The 19009-nt window shown below is 67.6% G+C and carries 19 protein-coding genes; 11 read left to right on the top strand and 8 right to left on the bottom strand.

Going from position 1 to position 19009, the window contains the following annotated elements:
- Positions 1–34 precede the first annotated feature (34 nt).
- The 5 genes from U5809_RS22645 to U5809_RS22665 all read left to right on the top strand — a co-directional run bounded on the left by U5809_RS22645 (position 35) and on the right by U5809_RS22665 (position 5622).
- On the top strand, positions 35–1264 hold the full coding sequence (locus U5809_RS22645) for an efflux RND transporter periplasmic adaptor subunit (RefSeq protein ID WP_322088198.1): 1230 nt from the start codon (positions 35–37) through the stop codon (positions 1262–1264).
- Positions 1265–1269: 5 nt separating this feature from the next.
- Positions 1270–2772 carry an efflux transporter outer membrane subunit gene (locus U5809_RS22650; RefSeq protein WP_322088213.1) on the top strand — a complete coding sequence of 501 codons (1503 nt, stop codon included), beginning with the start codon at positions 1270–1272 and terminating at the stop codon, positions 2770–2772.
- Between the two features lie 22 nt (positions 2773–2794).
- Positions 2795–3490: a heavy metal response regulator transcription factor gene (locus U5809_RS22655; protein ID WP_176045284.1), complete on the top strand. Its 696-nt coding sequence runs from the start codon at positions 2795–2797 to the stop codon at positions 3488–3490.
- Positions 3487–4935 carry a heavy metal sensor histidine kinase gene (locus U5809_RS22660; RefSeq protein WP_322088199.1) on the top strand — a complete coding sequence of 483 codons (1449 nt, stop codon included), beginning with the start codon at positions 3487–3489 and terminating at the stop codon, positions 4933–4935. The genes U5809_RS22655 and U5809_RS22660 overlap by 4 nt, the downstream gene beginning before the upstream one ends.
- A gap of 99 nt (positions 4936–5034) precedes the next feature.
- Positions 5035–5622, top strand: coding sequence for a LysE family translocator (locus tag U5809_RS22665; protein ID WP_282510144.1), 588 nt, complete (start codon positions 5035–5037; stop codon positions 5620–5622).
- 12 nt (positions 5623–5634) lie between these two features.
- Here the strand turns inward: U5809_RS22665 and U5809_RS22670 are convergent, their stop codons facing one another.
- Positions 5635–6480, bottom strand: coding sequence for an AraC family transcriptional regulator (locus U5809_RS22670; protein ID WP_322088200.1), 846 nt, complete (start codon positions 6478–6480; stop codon positions 5635–5637).
- A gap of 253 nt (positions 6481–6733) precedes the next feature.
- Entirely contained in the window at positions 6734–7291 is a 558-nt protein-coding gene (locus tag U5809_RS22675; RefSeq protein WP_322088201.1) for an inclusion body family protein, read from the bottom strand.
- A 508-nt stretch (positions 7292–7799) separates the two neighbouring features.
- On the opposite strand from U5809_RS22675, the gene U5809_RS22680 reads away from it, so the two are divergent.
- The 3 genes from U5809_RS22680 to U5809_RS22690 all read left to right on the top strand — a co-directional run bounded on the left by U5809_RS22680 (position 7800) and on the right by U5809_RS22690 (position 10242).
- Positions 7800–8354 (top strand): AidA/PixA family protein, encoded by a 555-nt coding sequence (locus U5809_RS22680; protein ID WP_322088202.1) that lies wholly within the window; start codon positions 7800–7802, stop codon positions 8352–8354.
- Between the two features lie 130 nt (positions 8355–8484).
- Entirely contained in the window at positions 8485–9039 is a 555-nt protein-coding gene (locus U5809_RS22685; RefSeq protein ID WP_322088203.1) for an inclusion body family protein, read from the top strand.
- A 408-nt stretch (positions 9040–9447) separates the two neighbouring features.
- Positions 9448–10242: an SDR family NAD(P)-dependent oxidoreductase gene (locus U5809_RS22690; RefSeq protein ID WP_282510154.1), complete on the top strand. Its 795-nt coding sequence runs from the start codon at positions 9448–9450 to the stop codon at positions 10240–10242.
- A 39-nt stretch (positions 10243–10281) separates the two neighbouring features.
- Here U5809_RS22690 and U5809_RS22695 read toward each other — a convergent pair whose 3' ends face one another.
- The 6 genes from U5809_RS22695 to U5809_RS22720 form a co-directional block, all read right to left on the bottom strand.
- Positions 10282–10656: a hypothetical protein gene (locus tag U5809_RS22695; protein WP_176045279.1), complete on the bottom strand. Its 375-nt coding sequence runs from the start codon at positions 10654–10656 to the stop codon at positions 10282–10284.
- A gap of 212 nt (positions 10657–10868) precedes the next feature.
- On the bottom strand, positions 10869–11939 hold the full coding sequence (locus tag U5809_RS22700) for an AI-2E family transporter (RefSeq protein ID WP_322088204.1): 1071 nt from the start codon (positions 11937–11939) through the stop codon (positions 10869–10871).
- Between the two features lie 139 nt (positions 11940–12078).
- A complete protein-coding gene (locus U5809_RS22705) occupies positions 12079–13188 on the bottom strand; it encodes an NADH:flavin oxidoreductase/NADH oxidase (protein ID WP_322088205.1) in 1110 nt (369 codons plus the stop codon).
- Between the two features lie 136 nt (positions 13189–13324).
- A complete protein-coding gene (locus U5809_RS22710; RefSeq protein ID WP_322088206.1) occupies positions 13325–14011 on the bottom strand; it encodes a type 1 glutamine amidotransferase domain-containing protein in 687 nt (228 codons plus the stop codon).
- A 497-nt stretch (positions 14012–14508) separates the two neighbouring features.
- Positions 14509–15258 (bottom strand): SDR family oxidoreductase, encoded by a 750-nt coding sequence (locus U5809_RS22715; protein ID WP_282510163.1) that lies wholly within the window; start codon positions 15256–15258, stop codon positions 14509–14511.
- 122 nt (positions 15259–15380) lie between these two features.
- Positions 15381–16298: a LysR family transcriptional regulator gene (locus U5809_RS22720; RefSeq protein WP_322088207.1), complete on the bottom strand. Its 918-nt coding sequence runs from the start codon at positions 16296–16298 to the stop codon at positions 15381–15383.
- Positions 16299–16461: 163 nt separating this feature from the next.
- Between U5809_RS22720 and U5809_RS22725 the strand changes: the two genes are divergently transcribed.
- From U5809_RS22725 to U5809_RS22735, 3 genes are all read left to right on the top strand, one after another.
- Positions 16462–17946, top strand: a complete 1485-nt coding sequence (locus U5809_RS22725; protein WP_322088208.1) for a PLP-dependent aminotransferase family protein — start codon at positions 16462–16464, stop codon at positions 17944–17946.
- Positions 17947–18043: 97 nt separating this feature from the next.
- Complete coding sequence (locus U5809_RS22730; protein WP_176045270.1) at positions 18044–18481, top strand: carboxymuconolactone decarboxylase family protein; 438 nt, start codon at positions 18044–18046, stop codon at positions 18479–18481.
- A gap of 10 nt (positions 18482–18491) precedes the next feature.
- The gene (locus U5809_RS22735) at positions 18492–18911 is read left to right on the top strand and encodes a cupin domain-containing protein (protein ID WP_322088209.1); all 420 of its coding nucleotides are present in this window, start codon (positions 18492–18494) and stop codon (positions 18909–18911) included.
- Positions 18912–19009 lie beyond the last annotated feature (98 nt).

Below are 19009 nucleotides of genomic sequence, written 5' to 3' on the forward strand. Positions count from 1 at the left end.
TTCGCCCCACTACCCGGTTGAATTGGTTGAATTCATGGAAGAGAAACATCACAGCTCCGTCGGCATCCAGGTGGACGAACACGGCATGCACCTGCCGACGCGCACGTCGGTATCGCGGCGCGGGCGCATCGTCCTGATCGTGATCGGCGTGCTGCTGGCCGCCGGCGCCGCGCGCACGATCGTCGTCAACGAGCTGAACAGCAACCGGCTCGATGCGGTCGCCGAGCAGAACACGCGCCAGTACGTGAACGTCGTGCATCCGGTCGACGCGGCCACCGGCGGCAAGCTGACGCTGCCCGGCACGCTGCGCGGCTTCGTCGAGGCGCCCATCTACGCGCGGGCGAGCGGCTATGTGCTGCGCTGGCAGGCCGACATCGGCGCGCACGTGAAGCAAGGGCAGACGCTCGCCGAACTCGATACACCCGAGCTGAACCAGGAACTCGCGCAGGCCACCGCGCAACGCCAGCAGGCGCAGGCCGCACTCGCGCTCGCGAAGACGTCGTTCGACCGCGCGCAGCAGCTGCGCCAGCGCGATGCCGTGTCGCAGCAGGAACTCGACGACCGGCAAGGCGCGTTCAACCAGGGCAGCGCGAACCTCGCCGCGGCCGATGCGAACATGCGCCGGCTCACCGAGCTGAAAGGTTTCCAGCGGATCGTCGCGCCGATCGACGGGATCGTCACGCAGCGCAACGTCGACGTCGGCGATCTCGTCAACTCGGGCAACGCGGGCCGCTCGCTGTTCACGGTCGTGCAGGCCGACCGGCTGCGCCTCTACGTGCAGGTGCCGCAGGCGTACGCGCAGCAGGTGAAGGTCGGCCAGCACGTGAGCGTCGCGCAGGCCGAACTGCCGGGCAAGACGTTCGACGGCACGATCACGCGCACGTCCGAGGCGATCGACGTCGCGACGCGCTCGCTGCAGATCGAGATCACGCTGCCGAACCCGGACGGCCGGCTGCTGCCCGGCGCCTACGTGCAGGCCACGCTGCCGATGACGCCGGTCGGCCGCCTGCAGGTCCCGGCCAATACGCTGCTGTTCCGCGGCGAAGGCCCGACGGTCGCGACCGTCGATGCGAACGGCCAGGTCCATCTGAAGCAGGTGACGGTCGTGCGCACGATCGGCCAGACGCTCGAAGTCGACGGCCCGCTCACGCCGGCCGACCGCCTCGTCGCGAACCCGAGCGACGCGCTTGCGAACGGCGACAAGGTCGTCGTGCAGGCACCGGCCGCGCAACCGGCATCGGCCGCCTCGGGAGCGAAGCCGTGACCGCGATGCGTATCCGCGTGGGGCCCGTCGCGCTCGCCGCCGTCGCGGCAGCCGCCCTCGCCGGCTGTGCCGTCGGCCCGGACTACCAGCGCCCGGCCGTCGACACGCCGGCCGCATGGCGGCTCGACCCGGCCGACGCGTACTGGCACCCGGCCGCGCCGGCCCGCGCGCCGCTCGATCCCGCGTGGTGGACCGCGTTCGGCGATCCGCAACTCGACGCACTGGAAACCGACGCGCTGCGCAACAACCAGAACCTGAAGGCCGTGGCCGCGCGCTACGACCAGGCGAAGGCGACGCTCGCGTCCGTCGCATCCGCGCAATATCCGGCTGTCGGCCTGAACGCGAGCGGCCAGCGTTTCAAGATCTCCGCCGACCGGCCGCAGACCAACTACGCGACGCAAAGCATGTCGACCGTGCAGAACGACGTCCAGGTCGGTGCGGCCGTCAGCTACGAGCTCGACCTGTTCGGCCGCGTGCGGCGCAGCGTCGAATCGGCACAGGCGACCACCGAGCAGGCGCGCGACGATTTCGCGAACGCCCGCCTCGTGCTGACGGCCGACCTTGCGTCGAGCTATTTCGCGCTGCGCGAGCTCGATACCGAAATCGATGTCGTCAAACGTTCGATCGACCTGCAGCAGAAGGCGCTCGACTACGTGAGCGCACGCCACGACCTCGGCGCGGTGTCGGGCCTCGACCTGCTGCAGCAGCGCTCGCAGCTCGACGCGACGCGCACGCAGGCGCAGCTGCTGGTCCAGCAGCGCGCGCAGGTCGAAACCGCGATCGCGACGCTGGTCGGCACGCCGGCCCCCGAATTCTCACTGCCGCCGCGCGTGGTGCCGATCAACGCGCCCGCGCTGCCGACCGGCATGCCGAGCGACCTGCTGCAGCGGCGCCCCGACGTCGCGTCGGCCGAGCGCGCGATGGCGGCCGCGAACGCGCAGATCGGCGTTGCGCGCGCCGCATATTTCCCGCGCATCACGCTGTCGCCGGACATCGGCTGGGATGCGACGCGCTTCGCGAGTCTGTTCAGCGTGCCGGCGCTGCTGTGGTCGGTCGGCGGGTCGCTCAGCCAGCCGCTGTTCGAGGGCGGCAAGCTGAAGGCCGGTGTCGATTTCGCACAGGCCGGCTACGTCGCCGCGCAGGCCAGCTACCGGCAGACGGTGCTCACCGCGTTCCAGGAGGTGCAAAATGCGGTCACGGGCCTGTCGGTCCTCGCCGACGCCGCGCAGCAGGCATCGGCGGCCGTCGACGACGCGCGCAAGCTCGTGTCGCTCGCGCAGGACCGCTACGCGGGCGGCCTGACGCCGTTCATCGACGTACTGACGGCCCAGCAGCAACTGTTGACGAGCGAGCGCCAGGCCGTGCAGATCCAGGGCCAGCGTGCGGCGCTCGTCGTGTTTCTCGCGAAGGCGCTCGGCGGCGGCTGGGACGGCGCCGCGACGAACGGCGCCGCGCCGTCCGACGTCGCAGCGGCCGGCCCGCAGCGCACCGCTGGCATCGGCCCTTAACCCGGTTACGCGGAATACGAACATGAAAGTGCTGATCGTCGAAGACGAACCGAAAGTCGTCGAATACCTGAAGAGCGGCCTGACCGAGGAAGGCTGGGTCGTCGACACCGCGCTCGACGGCGAGGACGGCGCGTGGAAGGCCGTCGAATTCGACTACGACGTGGTCGTGCTCGACGTGATGCTGCCGAAGCTCGACGGCTTCGGCGTGCTGCGTGCGTTGCGCGCGCAGAAGCAGACGCCCGTCATCATGCTGACCGCGCGCGACCGCGTCGACGATCGCGTGCGCGGGCTGCGCGGCGGCGCCGACGATTATCTGACCAAGCCCTTCTCGTTCCTCGAACTGATCGAACGGCTGCGCGCGCTGACGCGCCGCGCGCGCGTGCAGGAATCGACACTGATCTCGATCGGCGACCTGCGCGTCGACCTGATCGGCCGCCGTGCGACCCGCGACGGCACGCGGCTCGACCTGACCGCGCAGGAGTTCCAGCTGCTCGGCGTGCTCGCGCGGCGCAGCGGCGAAGTGCTGTCGAAGACGACGATCGCCGAACTCGTGTGGGACGTGAACTTCGACAGCAACGCGAACGTCGTCGAGACGGCGATCAAGCGGCTGCGCGCGAAACTCGACGGCCCGTTCGCGGACAAGCTGCTGCACACGATCCGCGGGATGGGCTACGTGCTCGAGGCGCGCGAGGACGGCGACACCGAGAGGACGGCATGAAACGCTCGATCGTCCTGCGGCTGTCGGCGATGTTCGGCATCGTGTCGCTGCTCGTGTTCACGCTGGTCGGCTGCGGGCTGTTCGTGATGATGGAGCGCCAGCTGTTCGCCGAGTTGCGCGCGACGATCGACACGCGGGCGAAGGTTGCCGAGATGATCGTGTCGCATGCCACCACGGCCGCACGCGGCCGCCTGATGCAGGAAAAGCTCGCCGATCTCGAGTCGCCCGACGGCTCGACGCACTACCAGGTCGTCAGCGACAACCCGGCGTTCCGCTTCGGCAGCCCCGTCAACGGCGTGCCGCTCGACCCGCCGTTCGGCGCGTTCCAGCGCTACGAGCTCAACGACAGCAGCTACGCGGTGATGACGAAGACCGTCTCGCTGGCCGGCGCCGGCGAACGGCCGCCACTGCAGCTGGTGGTCGCGACGTCGTGCGAGCGCACGCAGCGGATGCTGCGCCGCTTCGGCTGGACGCTCGCCGCGCTGATCGCGACGGCCACCGTCATCACGCTGCTGCTGAGCCGCGCGGTCGCGCGCTTCGGGCTCGCGCCGCTCGACCGGTTGTCGCAGGACGCGGCGAGCGTGAGCGCGACCAACCGCCGCCAGCGGTTGCAGACCGATGCGCTGCCGACCGAGCTGCGCGACCTCGCGACGTCGTTCAACGGCGCGCTCGAACGGATCCAGCAGACCTACGCGCGGCTCGAAGCGTTCAACGCGGACGTCGCGCACGAGCTGCGCACGCCGATCAGCATCCTGATCGGCCAGACCCAGGTCGCGCTGACGAGCCGCGACCAGTCGGTCGACCGGATGCGCCAGACGCTGCAGTCGAATCTCGAGGAATTCGAACGGCTGCGCGTGATCATCAACGACATGCTGTTCCTGTCGCGCAGCGATCGCGGCGAGCGCGCGACCGACCTGAAGGACGTGTCGCTTGCCGACGAGGTGCGGCGCATGCTCGATTTCCTCGAAATCCCGCTCGACGAGGCGCAGCTGCATGCCGCACTGCACGGCGACGCACGCGCGGCCGTCGATCCGTCGCTGTTCCGCCGCGCGATGACGAACCTGCTGATCAACGCGATCCAGCATTCGGCGCCCGGCGCGACGGTAAACGTGACGATCACGCGCCGCGACACACTCGTCGACATGGCCGTGTCGAACCCCGGCGAGCCGATCGATCCGGTGCAGCGCCCGCACGTGTTCGAACGCTTCTACCGGCTCGAGGAGGCGCGCGCGAACAGCAAGGAGAACCACGGGCTCGGGCTGTCGATCGTCAAGGCCGTGGCCGAGATGCACGGCGGCGGCGTGTTCGTCGCGTGTTCGGGCGGCGTCAACACGTTCGGCTTTTCGGTGTCGACGGAACCCTGCGCGGGCGGACCGCTGCGCGTGGCCGACGTAACCGGCCCGGCCGAGTCGCAGCCGGCCCACGCACCGCGCGCGCTGCACTGACGGCGGCCGCACGCCGCCGAGGGCAGTTTTCTTCAATACCGGCCGAAACGGCTCCCGTAGTCTCGATGCGACTTTCGACATTTCGCATGGAGACACCTGATGAGCATGCTGGTTTCGATGGCCGCGTTCGCGCTGGCCTCGTCGATCACCCCCGGTCCCGTCAATATCGTCGCGCTCAGCGCGGGCGCCCGTCATGGCCTCGGCGCGAGCCTGCGCTACGCGGCCGGCGCGACGCTCGGCTTCGTCGCGCTCTTTCTGCTGATCGGCCTCGGCCTGCACGCGGCGCTCGCGCGCTGGCCCGTGCTGACGACGGCCACGCAGTGGTCGGGGATCGCGTTCCTGCTGTATATGGCGCTGCGGCTCGCGCTCGACGACGGCCGGCTGTCGGCCGACCCGGACGTGGCCGGCCCGTCGGCGGCGGCCGGCGCGGCGATGCAGTGGCTCAATCCGAAGGCATGGCTCGCGTGCGTGGCCGCAATGGGCGCCTATGCGGCCGACGGCGACCGCACACAGGTCTGGCAATTCGCCGCGCTGTATCTGGTGATCTGCTTCGCGTCGATCGCGTGCTGGGCGTATGCGGGCGCGTCACTGCGGCATCGGCTCGCGAACGCGCGGCGCATGCGCATGTTCAACCGGCTGATGGCGCTGCTGCTGGCAGGCAGCGCGTTGTTCCTGCTCGACGTATAGCCACGCTGCCGGTCAGCGCATCGCGCTGCGGTACTGTCCGGGCGTCGCGGCCGCGATGCGCCGGAAAGCGCGCTGGAAATGGGCCTGGTCGGCAAAGCCGGCGTCGAGCGCGACTTCGGCGATCGGCCGGCCGCGGCGCAGCTCGGTGCGGCCGTACTGCACGCGACGATCGATCAGGAATGCATGCGGCGTCATCCCGTAGCGGGCGTTGAACGCACGGATCAGATACGACGGCGACAGGTCGGCCGCCGCGCAGATCGCATCGAGCGTCACGCCGTCGCGACAATGTGCGGCGATGTAGTCGGCCGCGCGCGCGAGCTTCGTATTGTCGTCGCCCGGCCGCGGGGCGGACGGTTCGCGATCGAGCGCGCCATGCAGTTGCGTGAAGAATTCGACCGCCGCGCTTTCCTTGCCCAGCGGATCGACCGATGGCGACACGAGCGTGCGATAGAACCCGCCAAATTGCGCGAACAGGTCGCCCCGCTCCGTCAACTTCGGCGAAAAGCCGTGAAAATCGCCGTTCGGATCGCGACCCAGCGAATGCTGCAGCCGCGCGAGCCACGGCACGTCGACATAGACCATCCGGTATGCCCACGCATCGGGGCCGTACGGATTGCATGCATGCACCTGTTCCGGATCGATGATCACGAGCACGCCGCGCCCGACGTGTGCGTTCGTCGCACCGTTCACGTAGGTGCTCGTGCCGCCGACGATCGCCCCCACCGAAAACGTATCGTGCGTGTGCTTCGCGTAGCAGATCTCTCGTCCGTCGTCGACTGTGCGCGCCTCGATGAACGGCAGCGCGGCGTCGCGCCAGAACGGCGATGGGTCGATGGATCGGTTGGCGGTACGGCTCACGCGGCGGGCTCCCGGTTCGGACGGCGAACGCTCACCGTACAAGACTGTGAGGCGGCGCGCAACCGGAGCCCGGCCTTCGGGACTCGCAACGGCAAAAATCGAAGTCGCTACCGTCAAACATGAATCGTGCCCACGAAAATTCTCGTGGGCACGATCCTGCCTCCGCCGACGCGTCGACACGCGTGGCGGAGAATTTCACGCGTACGGTGAAACGGCTCCTGCGTGCCCCCGTGCGTGACACGAGCCGATGGGGTCAGGCCGGAACGTAGATCTTCGGATCCCACCAGTAGTAGCCGAACAGCTCTTGCTTCTGCCCGCCGACCAGCTTGTAGAGCGCGAAGCAAACGCCGAAGAACTCGGTGCCGCTGTTCCTGACCGACGAGTCGAAGGTCGCGAACGTCAGCTGTTTCTGCTTCGCCGGCAGGCCATTTCGGCTGGACGATTCCGGATCGGGTTCCACCGCACCGTTGCGCACGACCGTGTTGCAGTTGAACTGGTTGAACACCATGTCACCCTTGTAGTGCTTGATGTCGTAGATGATCACGGCGTCATCGGAGTTGTCGTAGATCGACACGCCGGTGAACATGACGCGGTCGCGCGGGTAGGCGGTGATTTCCAGGTCGGCCGTACCCTGCCCCTTGATGCCGCGCGCGCCGGTGCAAATCATGAACTGGCCATTGTGAGCGATGCCCGTCGGATTGCCCTGAACCTGGCTCGGATTCGGGTAGGTTCTCTTGACCCATTCCGTGTCGATAACCACGAGAATGTTGATGTCCTGCGCGCTTGATGCAAGGGTGACTTCGGAAGCCATGGTTAACCTCCAATCATTCAGCGTTGGGAATTGAAATCCGACGACACGTCATTAGTGCGTCACGGTCAATATCGTCATTTTGAGCGGAACAATCAATTACACCCGATTACACGATGGCGATCACCGGAACCCACACGTAATAATCGAATTTTCGTTAGTACAAAAACCACGAAAATCAATTACAACCAATTACACCGATCGAAGCGCGCCCGTGTCCCGCCCACGAACGATAGTGAACCCGTAATCAATGGGCGGCACCATTACCACCGGCACGTCAATCTCAAGGTCTTGCACCGGCTTGCGCCGGGCGAACCTGAAATCCCGGCCTTTCCCGTTTGACCAGAAGCAGTTTCCGCCCCTAAAAAATCAAAATACGCCCTATTAAAATAGCTCCCCCATCAAAGCTGACAGGTACAAAGACGAATATAAATTGACGATACTAAAAGAGCGCATCGCCGATGCGTCATTCGTATCGAACGGGAAATTGACCCACCACGGAGGCATTCCAATGAAAGTCGACCCGGATAACATCAACCTGGAAAAAGCCGCTCAATTCATTCACATTCTTGCGGTTATCGACACGCATTACGTAAAGACAAATTATCCCAATCCAAGCAAGAACGCATCCAATCCGACGGCCATCTCCAGCAATGCCGCGTTCATGCTCAGCAGCCGCCTGCCCGGCGTGAGCAGTTCGGAAGGAACGGGCACGCTGGGCCTGAAGCTGCAGGTTCGCGACAGCGTGTCCCTGATGGGGACGTCGCTGTCCGACAACTCGGGCGACTCGGCAGTGATTTACAACGTGCGGCACTTCTCGGGTGATCGGGTCTTCAGCCAGTTTGCCGTGCAGAACATCGTACAGGCCGACGCACCGAGTGCCGCAGAGACGCCCGATGTCGTTGCGATCTCGGCGCAATCCCAGGCGTTTCAAAGCCTCAACGCCGTAGCAAACGCTTCCGGATCCGAGAACCTCGGCGCGTGCTTTGCGCTTTATACGCGGGATCAAAACAAGAAGACGTTGTTCGGCTACTTCTTCTGGACCTGGCAAGCCACGGCCAGTTGAAGCATGCGCCCCGGCCACTCGCTCCGAAGCCGGACGGAAGCGATTCGAGCCAGCAGCCAGCAGGTCTTGCGCGGCGCCTGACAGGGCGCCGCCCCCTTTCCGCGACAAAGCCCGAATGGAGGCACCACGTATGACAGCCGATCCTGGAAGCATCAGTCTCGACCCGAGCGCGCAGCAGATCGACATCCTGGCCGTAATCGACACGGAATACGTCAAGAGGAGGTACCCGAATCCGAGCAAGCAGCCCGAGAGACCGACCGCCGTCGATCATCGCGCCGTCAACCTGCTTTACACCGGGGCACGAGGTGAGGCGCTCGGAAATGGCGCCGCTGAATCACGTCTGACGCTGGTCCCGGGCGACACCGTTTCACTCAGGGCGGTATCCCTGTACGGGAACTCGGACGAGGCCGTGCTCGTTTATCAGGTTTCGCACCTTTTCGGCCAGCAGGTTTTCAACCCGTTTACGCAGGAGTTCCTTGAAGTCAAGGCCGTGCAACTGAACCCTGAAACGTCCGACGGCCTGCCGCCGGTGACGAAGTTGCAAACTTTCGTCAGCATTGGCGCCAAGGCGAGAACGAGCGGGATAGAAACGCTTGGCGCCTGCTTCGGACTCTATACGCTGGAAAGAAGCACGCAGGAGCTGCTGGGATACTACTGGTGGGACTGGTTCGTCATGTGCTCCTGATATTTGCCTGCCATTGCCGCGCTTCGCAAAGGCTGCGAGCAAGGGTCGCGAGACAGGCAGGCGGCAGGCGCGAAATCCGCCAGCGTCGCCTGTGGCGCCGATCCATTCGGACCGGATGCACGCACGCTCCCATCGCAGCCTGCGAACGCATCGTCGGGTTGGTTCCCTGCGGGCGAAGCAGACGCGCGAGATCCCGACCTCGTGCTCAGTCCACCTGAGCCGACCGGGATCTCGCGCGTGTGCGACTCACGAACTGCCTGCGCTTCACGTCCGCATCCGGAACGTGTACGTCACAACGCCGCCGCCCCACGCGCGGAATGGCCTGTTGATCGAAATTCTCCTAAGCTTTGAATTCCGTCCGCCGCGGCACGCGCGGCGGCTTCCATTCACTCCTCCCCCGTCACGCTCATGCACATCGATCTGAAAGGCAAGACCGCGGTCGTCACCGCCTCCACCGCCGGCATCGGGCTCGCGATCGCCGAAGGGCTCGCGCGCGCCGGTGCGCGCGTCGTCGTCAACGGCCGCAGCGACACGTCGGTGCAGTCGGCGCTCGCGCAATTGCGCGCGGCCGTGCCCGGCGCGAGCTTCGACGGCGTCGCCGCCGACCTGTCCGACGCGGCCGGCGTCGCGCGCATCACGCAGCACACGCCGGAGGCCGACATCCTCGTCAACAATGCGGGCATCTACGGGCTGAAGGCGTTCTTCGAGATCGACGACGCCGAGTGGGAACATTACTTCCAGATGAACGTGATGTCCGGCGTGCGGCTCGCGCGGCATTACCTGAAGGGGATGATCGAACGCAATGCCGGGCGCATCGTGTTCATTTCGTCGGAATCGGGCCTGAACATCCCGGTCGACATGATTCATTACGGGTTCACGAAAACCGCGCAGCTGTCGATCGCGCGCGGCCTCGCCAAGCTCGCGGCCGGCACCCAGGTGACCGTCAACTCGGTGCTGCCGGGGCCGACGATGTCGGAAGGCGTGCGGGCGATGCTGAAGGCGCAGGCCGACGAAACGGGCCGCAGCATCGACGACGTCGCGGTGGATTTCGTCCGCACGCAGCGTGCGACGTCGATTATCCAGCGGCCGGCGTTGCCCGAGGAAATCGCGAACCTGGTCGTGTACGTGTGCTCGCCGCTGGCGTCGGCGACCACGGGCGCCGCGCTACGCGCGGACGGCGGCGTGCTCGACACGATCGCGTAACGCCCCCGGGCACCGGCTGGCGCGGCCCATGCGGCTGCGCTAGCGCGAAGCGGCCTTGCCCGGCTGGAGCGTGCCCTTGCGGTCGGCGTCCATGCAGGAATCGAAGCCGTATTGCGTGACGACGCCGGCCCTGTCGAACACGACGAAATACTCGCGGTGGTCGTTGCCGTGCTCGATGAAGTAGTTGTAGCAGACGCCGCTGCCGTTGCGGACCATCCACACGCTGCGCGGGTTGCCGCCGGCGCGGACGACGTCGGCGCGCGTTGCGCCATGCCGCGATGCGGCCCGCGCGAGCGGCGTGCGTGAATACGAGAACGGCAGCCACGAGTCGAACCACGCGCAGCCGTGCAACATCAGGCAGCTCGCGGCCAGGGACAGCGTCGCGGCGGGTCGGGACATCGAAATCAATCGCATGCTTGGGGAAATCTGCTGCGCCGTGCCGGCGTGATCGAAAGCCCCATGCTACTAGACCTTTGGGTCCGGATCGAAAAGAAATGTAGAGATCTTTATACGAATCCCTGCATCGCATGCCCGCGCGCAAGCCGGATCGTTGCGGCCGGCGCATGCTTGTACGCGCATCGATGCCGCTGCGCCGCACCCTCGAACCGGCGCAACCGCGCGCGTCGTCACGCGATCCACTCGGCCCACAGCATCGTCAGCACCGTCATCAGCGCGGGACCGACGAACAGCCCGATCAGGCCGAACGTCTCGGCGCCGCCGAGGATGCCGAACAGCACGAGCAGGAACGGCAGCCGCGCCGAGCTGCCGATCAGCACCGGCCGCACGAAATGCTCGGCGACGAACACGACGATGAACCCGAGCACGGCCACCACCACGGCCCACATCGTCGCGCCCTGCACGAACAGCCACAGCGCCGCGCCGCAGAACACGATCGGCGCGCAGAACGGCAGCATCGCGGCGATCGCCGTGACGAGGCCGAGCAGCGCCGCATGCGGAACGCCGGCCAACGCATATGCGATGCCGAGCAGCGCGCCCTCGCCGAGCCCGACGACGACGAGCCCCGTCACCGTGCCGTACACGGCCTTGACCATCCGGTCGATCAGTTCCGCGCCGTTGTGCCCGAACGCGCGCCGCGCACCCTGCAACAACGCGCCCGACAGCTTGTGGCCTGCGCGCAGGATCACGAACAGCGTGACGAGCATGAAGCCGAATTCGAGCAGCACATGCGCGAGTTTCGTGCCGAACTGCCGCCCGAACGCGAGGAATTTCTCGCCGTTCACGCCGTGCATCGCGCTGGACGCATGCAGCGGATGACCGAGATTGGCCTGCCACCATGCGGTGATCTGCGTCGATCCGTAAGGCAGCCGGCTGACGACGTCTGGCAACGGAATGCCGTTGTCCTGAACCGTCCTCAGCCACTCGCGCAGGTCGTGCGCCTGCCCGATCGCCTGGGTCGCCGCGACGGCGATCGGCAGCACGACGAGCAGCGAGATCCCGGCCGTGATGACGGTCGCGATGAGCGTCGGACGGTCACGGAACAGCCGATGCGATTCGAAGCATTTGAGCAGTGGCCACATCGCGATGGCGATCACGCAGGCCCATGCGATGGCGGGAATGAAGTCGCGGATCACCCACAGCGCGAGCACCAGCAGCGCCGCATACAGCACGATGCGGGCAATCTGCTGCGCGCGCGGCCGTGCGGCGGAATCGTGAGACGACGGGACATGTGCGCCCATGGCACCTCTGTCGAAATGAAAAAAATGGCGGTTCGCGCAGGCAACCGGCCTGCACGAACCGCCATTCTATCCATCGGCGCCGGATCGGCGGCGCGCATCATGCGCGTGCCGTGCCGGCGCGCCGTGTCGCCACGGCCGCTCAGGCCACCTTGTCGGCGATCCGGTAACGCTCGAGCCAGTGCGCGTACGGCGCGGGCAGCGTCCACGACGGACGCTCGACGCCGAGCTGCTTGGCCGCGTAATACGGCCAGTGCGGATCGGCCAGATGCGCGCGGCCGACCATCACGAGATCGAGCTGCTCTTCGGCCACCACGCGGTTCGCCAGTTGCGGCGTGTCGATCCCCCATGCGGACGACACCGGCAGCCCGGCCTCGCGGCGCACGCGCTCGGCGATCGGCGCGAGGAACGCCGGGCCCCACGGAATCTGCGCGGTGGGCGTCGAGAAGCCGACCGACACGCTCAGCATGTCGAGCCCTTCCTGCTTCATCCGCTGCGTAAGCGCGATCGACTCGGCGAGCGTCTCTTCGTCGCGGCCGTCGTATTCGATCACGCCGAGACGCGCGGTCAGCGGCAGGTGCTCGGGCCAGACCTTGCGGACGGCCGCGAGCGTATCGACGAGGAAGCGGCCGCGATTCTCGGCCGAGCCGCCGTACTCGTCGGTGCGGTGGTTCGAATGCACCGAGAAGAAGCTCTGGCCGAGGTAGCCGTGCGCGAAGTGCAGTTCGAGCCATTCGAAGCCGAGGTCGCGTGCGCGCTTCGCCGACGCGACGAAATCGGCCTGCACGCGGGCGATGTCGTCGTGCGTCATTTCATGCGGCACCTTCGGCAGGTGCGCGCCGAACGGCACGGCCGACGGTGCGATGGTCTGCCAGCCGTGCGGATCGCCGGCGGCGATATGGTCGTCGCCTTCCCATGGGCGGTTCGCGCTCGCCTTGCGGCCTGCATGCGCGATCTGGATGCCGGGCACCGCGCCGGCCGCCTTGATCGCCGCGACCGACGGCGCGAACGCTTCGGCCTGCGCATCGTTCCACAACCCGGCGCAGCCCGGCGTGATGCGCCCTTCCGGCGACACGGCCGTCGCCTCCGCGATCACGAGGCCCGCACCGCCGCGCGCGATGCCGGCCAGATGCACGTGATGCCAGTCGTTGACGACGCCGTCTTCGGCGACGTACTGGCACATCGGCGGCACCGCGATGCGGTTGCGCAGCGTGACATCCTTGAGTTTGAACGGTTCGAACAGGGCAGACATCCACGACTCCTTTGCTTGGTTCTGCAAAACGACTGGGGACTCGCCGCGCGATGCGCACGGCGGAACGATCGGGACCGTCGCCGGTCATGCCCGGCGACGGAGCGGGAGCGGCGCCGGCCCGGCCGGCGCCATGCCATTACTGGCGGCCGAGCTTCGCGAGCAAGGCCTCGGCAGCCGGCTCCGACGACGCGGGGTTCTGCCCCGTGATCAGCAGCCCGTCGGTGACGACATGCGGCGCCCAGTCGGCGCTGCGCTCGAATTCCGCGCCGTTGGTCTTCAACATGTCCTCGACGAGGAACGGCACGACTTCCGTCAGTTCGACGGCCGCTTCCTCGCTGTTGGTGAAGCCTGTCGCGCGCTTGCCTCGCACGACCGATTCGCCGGTCTGCGGGTTCTTCACGTGGCGCAGCACACCCGGCGCGTGGCAGACGGTCGCGACCGGCTTGCCCGCGGCGAGCGCACGCTCGATCAGGCCGATCGAATGCAGATCCTCGGCGAGATCCCACAGCGGGCCGTGGCCACCCGGGTAGAACACGGCGTCGTAGTCGTCCACCGATACGTCGGCCAGCTTGCGCGTCGACGCGAGTTCGGCCTTGGCCGCCGTGTCCGCCTCGAAGCGGCGCGTCGCATCGGTCTGCGCGGCCGGATCGCTGCTTTTCGGGTCGAGCGGCGGCTGGCCGCCCTTCGGCGATGCGAGCGTCAGCTCGACGCCCGCATCCTTGAACGTGTAGTACGGCGCGGCCAGTTCCTCGAGCCAGAAGCCGGTTTTCTTGCCGGTGTCGCCGAGCGTGTCGTGCGAGGTCAGGACAACCAGAATCTTCATGATCGGACACTCCTTCAAAAATGGACGGGGGACCGGGGCCGCGCAACCGGGGTAAGCCGGCGCGGCACGCCTGTCGGTTAGTCAGCGCTGGCGCGTCAAGGTGCGATTCATTACGTCGAATGCCGCGCGCACCTATTAGACCAGTCGTCTAGAAACGGGCCAAATAAAACGACGGCGTCTCGCTGCCCGAACAGCATCGCAGCGAGAAATGGCATTTTCGCGTCTTGGTTGTCCGGGCCCGAATACGTCGTCGCATTCATGAGGACGGATGATAGCGCCGGATTAGACCGGTCGTCTAGAGAATGGGCATTCGTCCCTGCCGACGTCATGGCCTTTTCGTCGCCGCGACGCGGGACGCGGCCCGGCAACGTCCGTGGCCGATCGCGCCCCGCACCGCTCCCGCGCCGGCTAGCCTCGCAGCGGGCCGTCCCGCGGACGACGGGGACCGTCCGCCCGGCGTCGCGTCGCCCGGTAACGGTCCCCGCCAGTGCCACGGCTCAGAGCAAGCCCATCCCGCCCGACGCGATGATTTCCGCGCCGACGATGAACGCCGATTCCGCCGCGCTCAGGTGCAGCACCGTCGACGCGATTTCTTCCGGCGTACCGAAGCGGCCGACCGGAACGAGGCCCTTGATCTTGCCGGCCGTCTCGTCGAGCGTCGCGGCATCGAGCCCGAGCTTGCCGTAGAGCGGCGTCTGCACTGGCCCCGGGCTTACGACGTTCACGCGCACGCCGTGCGGCAGCAGTTCCGTCGACAGCGTCTTCGCGAACGAATTGACGGCCGCCTTGCTCGCCGCGTACACCGACGAGCCGGGCATCCCGATGTGCGCGTTGATCGAGCCGTTGATCACGATCGACGCACCGCGGTTCAGCAGCGGCACCAGCGACTGGATCTGGAAATACGCGCCTTTCACGTTGGTGTTGAACACGAGGTCCCACATGGCCTCGTCGCTGTCGGCGAACGGCGCGAGCTTCGCGACGCCCGCGTTGATGAACACGGCGTCGAGCCTTGCGCCGGCCGTCGCGATCGCATCCGCCAGCGCGCGCGCTGACGCGACGCTGCCGGCCTCGTTGCGGATCGCCAGCGCGCCTTCGCCGAGCGATTGCCGGGCAGCTTCCAGCGTCTCGACGTCGCGCCCGGTGATGATGACCCGCGCGCCTTCGGCCGCGAATGCCCTGGCGGCCGCCAGGCCGATGCCGCTGTTGCCGCCCGTGACGAGGACCGTTTTTCCTTCGAAGCGTTGCATGATGTTCTCCTGTGAACCGGTGAGTTGACCGTGAACACAGGATGCGCGCGGCGCTCGGCCTTGCCGTACGACGGGCGTGACGAACACGTTCGAAAACATCGAACATGTTCGGACGGCCGCTTTCAGCCGGTCACGTCGATCCCGTCGAGCAGTCGCTGCGCGAGGCGCGGCTCGCGCAGTTGTTCCAGCCACCATTGCAGCGCGCGGCCGTCGCGGTCGCCATGCCACGCGACGTAAAGCAGGTTCGGCTCGCGCGGATCGGCCGTCTGTTTCTCGACCAGTTCGCCGCGCGCCAGCAGCGAAGTCACGCGCCGGCGCGGCACCCAGCCGACGCCGAGCGCGTCGCGCTGCGCGAGGATCTTCGCGCGCATCGACGGCACCGCGAGCACGGCCTGCCCGCCGAGCAGCCCATACGCACGGCCGGCCGCGCGCCGGGACGAATCGGCGACGACGACCGCGCGATGCGCGCCGATCGCGTCGCGCGTCAGCACACCGTTCGCGGATGCCAGCGGATGACGCGGCGACACCGCGAACACCCACTCCATCGCGCCAAGCTCGAACCATTTGAAGCCAGGGATCGCCGGCGGCTCGTTGGTCGCGCCGACCACCAGGTCCGCGCGGCCGTCGCGCAACGCTTCCCAGGTGCCGCCGAGCACTTCGTGCGTGAAGCGCAACGACACACCCGAATCGAGCGCGTCGAACGCGCGGACGATCGGCAGCAGCGTGTCGAACTCCAGCACCTCGTCGCTGACGATCGACAGCCGGTCCTCCCAGCCGCTCGCGACCTGCCGCACGCGCTGCGTGAGCCGCGCCACGTCCAGCGCCAGCCGTGCCGCCTCGTCGGTCAGCAACTGTCCGGCCGGCGTGAGCTGCAGCCGGTAGCCACGCCGGTCGAACAGCAGTGCGTCGAACCGCGTTTCGAGCTGGCGCGCCGCGTGCGACACCGTCGAAGGCGCCTTGCCGAGCCGCGCGGCCGCACGCGACAGGCTGCCGGTGGCACGGATCGCGTCGAGCAACGCCAGTTCGTCTTCGGACAGCATGAGGTCGCTCCGGTATGTGGTTGTCGTGGATCGTAAGGCAGCGGCGGGCTGCGGTCCAATCGGGCGACGAAGGCGACGCTCACGCCGGCAACCCACCGATCGGCCCGTCGACTTCCGGTATCCTGATCGGCATCAGATCATCAAGACCGAGGTAACCACTACGATGGACATCGCGATCCGCATCGAAGGCCGTCACGACCTGACCGGGCAGATCTTCCGGCAGCTGCGCACCGCGATCGTCGACGGGCGTCTCGAAGGCGGCGCGCGGCTGCCGTCGACGCGCGATCTCGCGAAACAGCTCGGCGTGTCGCGCAAAACGACGCTCGACGCGTTCGAGCGCCTCGTCGCCGAGGGTTATCTGAATACGCGCGCGGGCGACGGCACGTTCGTCGCCGACGGCCTCGCGCGCGTGCCGCACGCCGCGGCGATGTCGGCGCCGTCGATCGTCGACGGCACGCCGCGCATCGACGCAGTCGACGCACGCGCGCTGTGGAACGACCTGCCCGATGCGCTCGCGATGCCCACGCCGCAGGATTCGCCGGGCTTCGACTTCCGCGGCGGCGTGACCGACAAGACGCTGTTCCCGTTCGACGCGTGGCGGCGCTGCTTGCACCACGCGCTGCGCCAGCAGGCGCGCGGCCCCGGCCAGTACCACGACCCGGCCGGCGACGCGCAGCTGCGCGGCGCGATCGCGCGCTACGTCGCGTTCAGCCGCGCGGTCGCGTGCAGCTGGGACGACGTGCTCGTCACGCAAGGCGCTCAACAGGCGCTCGACCTGCTCGCACGCGTCGTCGTGCGGCCGGGCGATGTCGTCGCGGTCGAGGATCCCGGCTATCCGCCCGCGCGCGCCGCGTTCGCGTCGCTCGGCGCGACGGTGATCGGCGTGCCGGTCGATGCGCACGGGCTCGTCACCGAACGGCTGCCCGACGAAGCCCGGCTCGTCTACGTGACACCGTCGCACCAGTTCCCGCTCGGGATGCCGATGACGCTGGACCGGCGCGTCGCGCTGCTCGAATGGGCGCAGCGCCGCCGCGCGGTGATCATCGAGGACGACTACGACGGCGAGTTCCGCTTCGAAGGCCGGCCGGTCGAATCGCTGAAGAGCCTCGACCGCACGGGCCTCGTCGCGTACGTCGGCACGTTCTCGAAGACGATCTTTCCCGAACTGCGGATCGGCTACGCGATTCCGCCGCGCGCGCTGCGCGGCGCGCTGGCCAAGGCCAAGCAGATCGTCGACTGGCACACCTGCACGCTGACGCAGGCGGCGCTCGCACGCTTCATGCTCGAAGGCGATTTCGCGCGGCACCTGAAGCGCGTGCAGAAGCACTACGACGCGCGCCGCAAGATGCTGATCGCGCACCTGCGCGGCGAACTCGCGCCGTGGTTCGACGCGATCGTGCCGACGGCCGGCATCCACCTCGCCGCGCACCTGAAACCGGGGATCGACGAAGCGGCGCTGGTCCGCGCCGCGCGTGCGCAGGACATCGGCCTGTACGGAATCTCGGCGTTCCATGTCGGCGTGCCGGTCCGCGCGGGGCTGCTGTTCGGCTATGGCGGGATCGACGCGCTGCGCATCGACACGGCGCTCGCGAAACTGGCCGGGCTGCTCGGTTCAGGCATCGCCGGTGGATCGCCACTGGTCACCTGAATTTCCATGGAATTGGTTATTCAAGCAGGCCAGTCCAGGTCTTAAAGTGGGTCCTGTCGCGCCACCCGGGCGCTACCCAACCGAACAAGGACCTGCCATGCAACCGCGCCTGAACTTCTATACCGCCAGCCCGAACGCCATCAAGGTGATGCGCAACGCCGAGGACTTCATCGCGAAAAGCTCGATCGAGAAGCCGCTCGCCGAACTCGTCCGCCTGCGCGCGTCGCAGATCAACGGCTGCGCGTTCTGCGTCGACATGCACACGACCGACGCACGCAAGGGCGGCGAAACCGACCGCCGTCTCGCGACCGTCGTCACGTGGCGCGAAACGCCGTTCTTCACCGAGCGCGAACGCGCGGCGCTCGAATGGACCGAGGCGCTGACGCTGGTGGCCGGCAACCACGTGCCCGACGCCGTCTGGGAAGCCGTGAAGCCGCACTTCACCGACGAAGAGCTGTTCGACCTGTCGATGCTGATCGCGACGATCAACACATGGAACCGCTTCGCGATCGCGTTCCGCAAGATGCCCGAGTAAGGAGGCGACGATGATCCGCTCCCCGCTCCATCGCGCCGTTCTGTGCGCGGCGCTCATGCTCGGCGCCGCCCTGCCGGCCGCGGCCCGCGCGCACGATGCCGGCGACAACGTGCACGCGATCATGCAGCAGGCCGTGCCCGAAGCGCCCGGCAAGCTCGTCGTGATCGCGACCGTCAACTATGCGCCCGGCCAGGCGTCCGAAGCGCACAATCACCTCGGCTCGGTGTTTGCCGTCGTGTCGAAAGGCGAAGTGCTGTCGCAGGTGAACGGCGGCCCGCTGCACCGCTACCGCGCCGGCGAAGGCTGGTACGAGGCGCCCGGTTCGCGCCACCAGGTGTCGCGCAACGCGAGCGCGACCGAGCCCGCGCAGCTCGTCGTATTCGGGCTGACCGGCGAACACGTGCCGCTCACGTCGCCGATCGATCAGTGACGACGTTTCGGGGGTGGGGGGGCCCGCCGGGGCCCCCCCCCCCCCCCCCCCCCCCCCCCCCCCCGGGGGGGGGGGGGGCGCCCCCCCCCCCCCCCCCC

Source organism: Burkholderia sp. BCC1999 (assembly GCF_905339975.1).
Taxonomy (GTDB): Bacteria; Pseudomonadota; Gammaproteobacteria; order Burkholderiales; family Burkholderiaceae; genus Burkholderia.

Excerpts from the sequence above, each read along its gene's own strand:
- U5809_RS22720 (WP_322088207.1), bottom strand. The coding sequence starts at position 16,298 with ATGCTGTCCGAAGACGAACTGGCGTTGCTCGACGCGATCCGTGCCACC.
- U5809_RS22685 (WP_322088203.1), top strand. The coding sequence starts at position 8,485 with ATGACAGCCGATCCTGGAAGCATCAGTCTCGACCCGAGCGCGCAGCAG.
- U5809_RS22665 (WP_282510144.1), top strand. The coding sequence starts at position 5,035 with ATGAGCATGCTGGTTTCGATGGCCGCGTTCGCGCTGGCCTCGTCGATC.
- U5809_RS22690 (WP_282510154.1), top strand. The coding sequence starts at position 9,448 with ATGCACATCGATCTGAAAGGCAAGACCGCGGTCGTCACCGCCTCCACC.
- U5809_RS22700 (WP_322088204.1), bottom strand. The coding sequence starts at position 11,939 with ATGGGCGCACATGTCCCGTCGTCTCACGATTCCGCCGCACGGCCGCGC.
- U5809_RS22730 (WP_176045270.1), top strand. The coding sequence starts at position 18,044 with ATGCAACCGCGCCTGAACTTCTATACCGCCAGCCCGAACGCCATCAAG.
- U5809_RS22680 (WP_322088202.1), top strand. The coding sequence starts at position 7,800 with ATGAAAGTCGACCCGGATAACATCAACCTGGAAAAAGCCGCTCAATTC.
- U5809_RS22655 (WP_176045284.1), top strand. The coding sequence starts at position 2,795 with ATGAAAGTGCTGATCGTCGAAGACGAACCGAAAGTCGTCGAATACCTG.
- U5809_RS22650 (WP_322088213.1), top strand. The coding sequence starts at position 1,270 with ATGCGTATCCGCGTGGGGCCCGTCGCGCTCGCCGCCGTCGCGGCAGCC.
- U5809_RS22695 (WP_176045279.1), bottom strand. The coding sequence starts at position 10,656 with ATGCGATTGATTTCGATGTCCCGACCCGCCGCGACGCTGTCCCTGGCC.
- U5809_RS22710 (WP_322088206.1), bottom strand. The coding sequence starts at position 14,011 with ATGAAGATTCTGGTTGTCCTGACCTCGCACGACACGCTCGGCGACACC.
- U5809_RS22725 (WP_322088208.1), top strand. The coding sequence starts at position 16,462 with ATGGACATCGCGATCCGCATCGAAGGCCGTCACGACCTGACCGGGCAG.
- U5809_RS22660 (WP_322088199.1), top strand. The coding sequence starts at position 3,487 with ATGAAACGCTCGATCGTCCTGCGGCTGTCGGCGATGTTCGGCATCGTG.
- U5809_RS22715 (WP_282510163.1), bottom strand. The coding sequence starts at position 15,258 with ATGCAACGCTTCGAAGGAAAAACGGTCCTCGTCACGGGCGGCAACAGC.
- U5809_RS22735 (WP_322088209.1), top strand. The coding sequence starts at position 18,492 with ATGATCCGCTCCCCGCTCCATCGCGCCGTTCTGTGCGCGGCGCTCATG.
- U5809_RS22675 (WP_322088201.1), bottom strand. The coding sequence starts at position 7,291 with ATGGCTTCCGAAGTCACCCTTGCATCAAGCGCGCAGGACATCAACATT.
- U5809_RS22645 (WP_322088198.1), top strand. The coding sequence starts at position 35 with ATGGAAGAGAAACATCACAGCTCCGTCGGCATCCAGGTGGACGAACAC.
- U5809_RS22705 (WP_322088205.1), bottom strand. The coding sequence starts at position 13,188 with ATGTCTGCCCTGTTCGAACCGTTCAAACTCAAGGATGTCACGCTGCGC.